Annotated in this window: 1 protein-coding gene; it reads right to left on the reverse strand. The window is 40.1% G+C overall.

Annotation, left to right across the window (positions count from 1 at the left end):
• Positions 1–112: 112 nt before the first annotated feature.
• A partial coding sequence (locus H3U96_RS11085) for a hypothetical protein (protein WP_198196709.1) occupies positions 113–578 on the reverse strand: 466 nt, incomplete at its 5' end.

A 578-nucleotide genomic window follows, 5' to 3' on the forward strand; every position in this document is an offset into this window, starting at 1 on the left:
CTTTCTGTAAAAACCCTGCTCCGGAAAAATAAACCTATTGGTACGGGTAATTAAGTTGTGTCGTATTTTTATCAGCCACGTCAATCAGCGCCTTTTTAGGGCGCTAGTGAACTTACTTATTTTCCTTTTCATTTCCCACGACACAAGCTACAGAATTAGAATATGCCGATGTCGAACCAGACTTGTAAATCAAGCCATGCACCACAACTGCGATGAACTGCATACTATTATTCTTATTAGCCGGTTCGTTCGTCCAGTAGGCATAGTGGCGTTTAGCATCATCAGTGTATCTTGTTAAATTACCCCACTCAGCTAAAAATCCTGCACCGATTCTTCGCGAATAATAAAAAGTATTTGATGGATAATTAACTTCGGGACAGCCATAGCCATTGCTAGAACATAATGACGCATTAGTTAATTCCTTAACATCCGGCAGACGATAACCTATATTACGACACCATGATGCCTGTTCGGCAAGTGAACGAGCGTTATTACCTCGATTGACAAACCACTGCTTTAACACAAAACCATATTTCAACACGATATCATCATTATCACTATCTTTACCCACCAACTCA

Origin of the sequence: Gilliamella sp. M0364 (assembly GCF_016100565.1) — a bacterium.
In the GTDB taxonomy this organism is placed as follows: Bacteria; Pseudomonadota; Gammaproteobacteria; order Enterobacterales; family Orbaceae; genus Gilliamella; species Gilliamella apis.